This is a genomic window from Bradyrhizobium pachyrhizi (assembly GCF_001189245.1).
Classification (GTDB): domain Bacteria; phylum Pseudomonadota; class Alphaproteobacteria; order Rhizobiales; family Xanthobacteraceae; genus Bradyrhizobium; species Bradyrhizobium pachyrhizi.
The window spans coordinates 32324-36827 of sequence record NZ_LFIQ01000118.1 but is presented as its reverse complement, the minus strand read 5'-3'; the positions used below and the strand labels follow the sequence as shown (position 1 = coordinate 36827).

The window sequence follows — 4504 nt, the reverse complement described above, 5'->3', positions numbered from 1 at the left end:
AAAGCGACCTCCCCTTTTCAAGGGGAGGCGGAGCTGCCGCGTTTGGTTTAGTCGTCCTTGGCGACGACCGGCGCCGCACGCGACGCGGTCCGCGGCCCGTCCTTGCGGTTGAGCATGTCGCGGAGATAGGCGACGTTGGCCGCGGCCTCATCCGACGGCAGGTCGGCCTTGACGATTGTTTCCGCCTCCGCGAAGCGGCCCTGCAGGCCGACGACCAGTGCAAGGTTCTGCCGGATCCGGGTGTCGGCGCGGGCGCTGGCATAGGCCTGGCGCAGCGTCTCTTCCGCCTTCGGCAAATCCTTGGTCAGCATGTAGGAGAGGCCGAGATTGGACAGCACCGACGGCTCGTCCGGAGCCAGCCTGAGCGCACTGGCGTAATAGCGCCGCGCCTCCTCGTGCCGGTTCATCTTGTCGAGCGTGGTGCCCTGCACCGACAGGATGCGCCAGTCCGGATTGTCCGGGCTGTGCGCGCGGCTCAGCACGTCGAATGCAGCCTGCGAGTTGCCGTTGTCGGCCAGCGCGCGGCCATAGGCGGCGAGCAACGCCTTGTTGCCGGGATTGGCGATAGTGGCCTGCTCGAGCACGGCGCAGGCCTGCGAGCGCTGGCCGGTCATGCGCAGGGCCTGGCCGTAGGCGACCGCGGCGGCGACATCCTTGGGATTCTTGCGATAGCGCTCGCCATAGGCCTCGACGGCCCGGCGCGGATCATCGGGCGTGGGATCGGACCGCGACGTGATCGATCCCGCCACGTCGGACATGGTCTGGCAACCGCCAAGCCCTGCGGCCAGGATCGCCAGAAGGGCTGCGGAAGCGAGATGCCGGGTCAGATTGGACTGTCGACACATGGCACTGTGACTCACGAAATCGGGCGAACGGTTCCAGCCGAGCATGCCAGCAATAGACTGTTAACCCTAACGTCTGGTTAACTGGCGTCGCCGGCAGCCGACGCTCCGGTTCCGGCCCTGCACGTCGCGTGAACCGTTGGCGCGCTACCATCTGTGGCGAAAGGCGTGTAGTAGCCCACCAACGACGCCAGAACAGCCGAGAGCCGCATGCCATCCGTGTTCGAGACCGCCCCCACGACCGCCGCCACGCCGATCACCTTCGTCACCAAGGCGACATGGGATGCGATTCAGGGCGAGCTGCCGGCGCCGGCGCGCCAGTTCGCGGCGGCCAATGACTTTGCCGCCAAGGCGGGCAAATTGCTCGTCCTGCCGGCGGCCGACGGCGGCATCGCGCAGGTGCTGTTCGGTCTCGAGGACGCCGACCACAAGGCGCGCGATCCGTTCCGGCCCGGCGCCCTGCCCGGCCTGCTGCCGCCGGGCATCTACCGCTTCGCCAATGCGCCGTACGACACTAGACTTGCCGCGCTCGCCTTCGCGCTCGGCTGCTATCGCTTCGGCCGCTATCGCATGAACAAGGCTCCCGAGGTCCGCCTGGTGCCGCCCGATGGCGTCGACACGGCGGAGATCATCCGGATGGCGGATGCCGCGGCGCTGGCGCGCGACCTCATCAACACGCCGTCCAACGACATGGGACCGGCCGAGCTCGCCGAGGTGGCGCGCGACCTCGCGATGCGGTTCGGTGCTGCCTTCAATTGCATCGACGGCGACGAGCTCGCGCAGAACTTCCCGCTGATCCACGCCGTCGGCATGGCGTCGACACGGCCGCCGCGGCTGATCGAGCTGAGCTGGGGCGACCCCGCCCATCCGAAGGTGACGCTGGTCGGCAAGGGCGTCTGCTTCGACACCGGCGGGCTCGATCTCAAGCCGTCGAGCGGCATGCTCATCATGAAGAAGGACATGGGCGGCGCCGCCAACGTGCTGGCGCTGGCCCAGATGGTGATGGACGCGCAGCTCAAGGTGCGGCTGCGCGTGCTGATCCCGGCGGTCGAAAACGCGGTTGCCGGCAACGCATTCCGCCCGCTCGACATCTTCAGGTCGCGCAAGGGCATCACCGTCGAGATCGGTAACACCGACGCCGAAGGGCGGCTGGTGCTCGCCGACGCGCTGGCGCTCGCCGATGAGGAGACGCCGGATCTTTTGGTCGACCTGGGCACGCTGACCGGTGCCGCGCGCGTGGCGCTGGGCCCGGATCTGCCGCCGTTCTACACCAATGACGAGGCGCTTGCCGGCGACGTCGCATCTTGTGCGACGAGCGAGAACGACCCGTTGTGGCGGATGCCGCTATGGCCGGCCTACGACGCCTGGCTCGACTCGAAGACCGCCGATATTACCAACGCACCGTCAGGCGGTTTCGCGGGCTCGATCACCTGCGCGCTGTTCCTGCAGCGCTTCGTCGAGCACGCGAGGAGCTGGCTGCACGTCGACATCTACGGCTGGACGCCGTCGGCAAGGCCCGGCCGCCCTGAAGGCGGCGAATGCCAGGCGGCGCGCGCGATCTACAAATTGCTGAGCCAGCGCTATGCATGACCCCCGTCTGACGCCGGCCCGCGCCGACCTCGCGGCGAAATATCTCGAGGGCAAGGTCAAGGCCTTGCGCTTCGTCGAAGGCGAAGTGCTCGAGGTCGGCGACGCCATCGCGCCGCTGCGCCAGGCGCCGGCGAGCGATGCCGAACAGATGACGCAGGCGCTCTGGGGCGAGCGCGTCACGGTGTACGATCGCAACGGCGAAGGCTGGGCCTGGGGCCAGCTCGCCGATGACGGCTATGTCGGCTGGATTCCCGAAGCCGCGCTGGCCAAGCCAGGCGCCGTCCCGACGCACAAGGTCACGGCGCTGCGCACGCTGGCGTTTCCGGGCGCCTCGATCAAGCTGCCGCCGGTCGAGGCGCTGGCGATGGGGACGAAGCTCGCGATCGTCCGCGAGGACGGTGCGTTCGCGGTGACCCGCGAAGGCTGGCACCTGCCACGCCGGCATCTCGCGCCGCTCGACACGATGGCAGATGATTTCGTTGCGATCGCCGAGCAATTCGTCGGCACACCCTATCTGTGGGGCGGCAAATCGAGTCTCGGGATCGATTGCTCCGGCCTGGTGCAGATCGCGCTGACCGCCGCCGGCACCGGCTGCCCGCGCGACAGCGACATGCAGCAGGAAGGCCTCGGCCGCGAATTGACGGCCGCCGAATCGAAGCATCTACAGCGCGGCGACCTGATCTTCTGGAAGGGCCATGTCGCCATCGTGCGCGACGCGACAACGATCGTGCACGCCAACGCCCATCACATGGCAACGGTGGTGGAGAACACGCAGGCTGCCATCGCCAGGATCAAGGCCGCCGACAGCGAGGTCTTGGCGATCAAGCGGCTATAATTGCTTCCGTCATTCCGGGGCGATGCGCAGCATCGAACCCGGAATCTCGAGATTCCCCGGTGCGCAATTGCGCACCTGAGGTTCAACGCTGCGCGTTGCCCCGGAACGACAGTCAGGTCGCCACAGCCCCGTCGCCGGCCGCTTCGATGCGGAAGGCGGCGGCGAACAGCGCGCGGGTGTAGTCGCTCTTCGGGTTCCTGAACAGCTCGGAGGCGGGCCCCTCCTCCTCCACCTTGCCCGATTTCATCACGATCAAATGGCTCGCCAGCGAGGCGACCACGCGCAGGTCGTGCGAGATGAACATGTAGGTGAGGTCGCGCTTGCGCTGCAGGTCGCGCAGCAGGTCGACCATCTGGGCCTGCAGCAGCATGTCGAGCGCGCTGGTCGGCTCGTCCAGCACGACGAAATTCGGCTCCAGCACGACCGCGCGCGCGATCGAGATGCGCTGGCGTTGGCCGCCGGAGAATTCGTGCGGATAGCGGAAGCGCCAGTCGGGATCGAGCCCGACATCCTTCATTGCCTTGATCACCCGCGCCTCGCGCTCCTCGCGCGACAGCTGCTTCTGGTGCACCTCAAGGCCCTCGGCAATGATGTCCGCCACCGACATGCGCGGGCTGAGCGAGCCGAACGGGTCCTGGAACACGATCTGCATGTCGCGGCGGAACGGCCGCATCTGCTTGAAGCGCAGGCCCTGAATATCGTTGCCGAGGAATACGATCGGACCATCGGACGAAATCAGCCGGAGCAGCGCGAGCCCGAGCGTGGTCTTGCCGGAGCCGGATTCGCCGACCACGCCGAGCGTCTCGCCCTTGCGCACCGCGAGGCTGACGCCATCGACCGCCTTGATGTGGCCGACGGTCGAGCGCAACAATCCGCGCTTGATCGGAAACCAGACCTTGAGATTGTCCGCCGACATCACGACCTCTGCGCCCGGCTGCGGCGGCGCCGGATCGGGCTTCGGCTCGGCCGCGAGCAGCGCCTTTGTATAGGCGTGCTTCGGCGCGGTGAAGACCTGCTCGACCGGCCCCTGCTCGACGATCTTGCCGTTGTTCATCACGCAGACCGTGTCGGCGATGCGGCGGACGATGCCGAGATCGTGGGTGATGAACAACAAGCTCATGCCGAGCCGCGCGCGGATCTCGGCCAGCAGCGCCAGGATCTGCGCCTGCACGGTGACGTCGAGCGCGGTGGTCGGCTCATCCGCGATCAAAAGCTGGGGCCCGCAGATCAAACTCGC

4 protein-coding genes are annotated in these 4504 nt (G+C 67.5%); 2 read left to right on the top strand and 2 right to left on the bottom strand.

Translation table 11 applies throughout. The annotated features are described in order from the left end of the window. Window positions 1-47 precede the first annotated feature (47 nt). Window positions 48-845, bottom strand: coding sequence for a tetratricopeptide repeat protein (locus AKL29_RS34055; RefSeq protein ID WP_050387289.1), 798 nt, complete (start codon window positions 843-845; stop codon window positions 48-50). 207 nt (window positions 846-1052) lie between these two features. Here AKL29_RS34055 and AKL29_RS34050 point away from each other — a divergent pair, with 207 nt between their 5' ends. Together AKL29_RS34050 and AKL29_RS34045 are read left to right on the top strand one after the other, a co-directional pair. Further along, window positions 1053-2432, top strand: coding sequence for a leucyl aminopeptidase family protein (locus AKL29_RS34050; protein ID WP_050387195.1), 1380 nt, complete (start codon window positions 1053-1055; stop codon window positions 2430-2432). Next, window positions 2425-3267 carry a C40 family peptidase gene (locus AKL29_RS34045; RefSeq protein ID WP_050387194.1) on the top strand — a complete coding sequence of 281 codons (843 nt, stop codon included), beginning with the start codon at window positions 2425-2427 and terminating at the stop codon, window positions 3265-3267. Before AKL29_RS34050 ends, AKL29_RS34045 begins: the two co-directional genes overlap by 8 nt. A 112-nt stretch (window positions 3268-3379) precedes the next feature. Here AKL29_RS34045 and AKL29_RS34040 read toward each other — a convergent pair. Beyond that, window positions 3380-4504: ATP-binding cassette domain-containing protein (locus tag AKL29_RS34040; RefSeq protein ID WP_244482576.1), on the bottom strand; the 1125-nt coding region annotated here is incomplete at its 5' end.

Coding starts and splice junctions, on each gene's coding strand:
- AKL29_RS34055 (WP_050387289.1), bottom strand. CDS start 845: ATGTGTCGACAGTCCAATCTGACCCGGCATCTCGCTTCCGCAGCCCTT.
- AKL29_RS34050 (WP_050387195.1), top strand. CDS start 1,053: ATGCCATCCGTGTTCGAGACCGCCCCCACGACCGCCGCCACGCCGATC.
- AKL29_RS34045 (WP_050387194.1), top strand. CDS start 2,425: ATGCATGACCCCCGTCTGACGCCGGCCCGCGCCGACCTCGCGGCGAAA.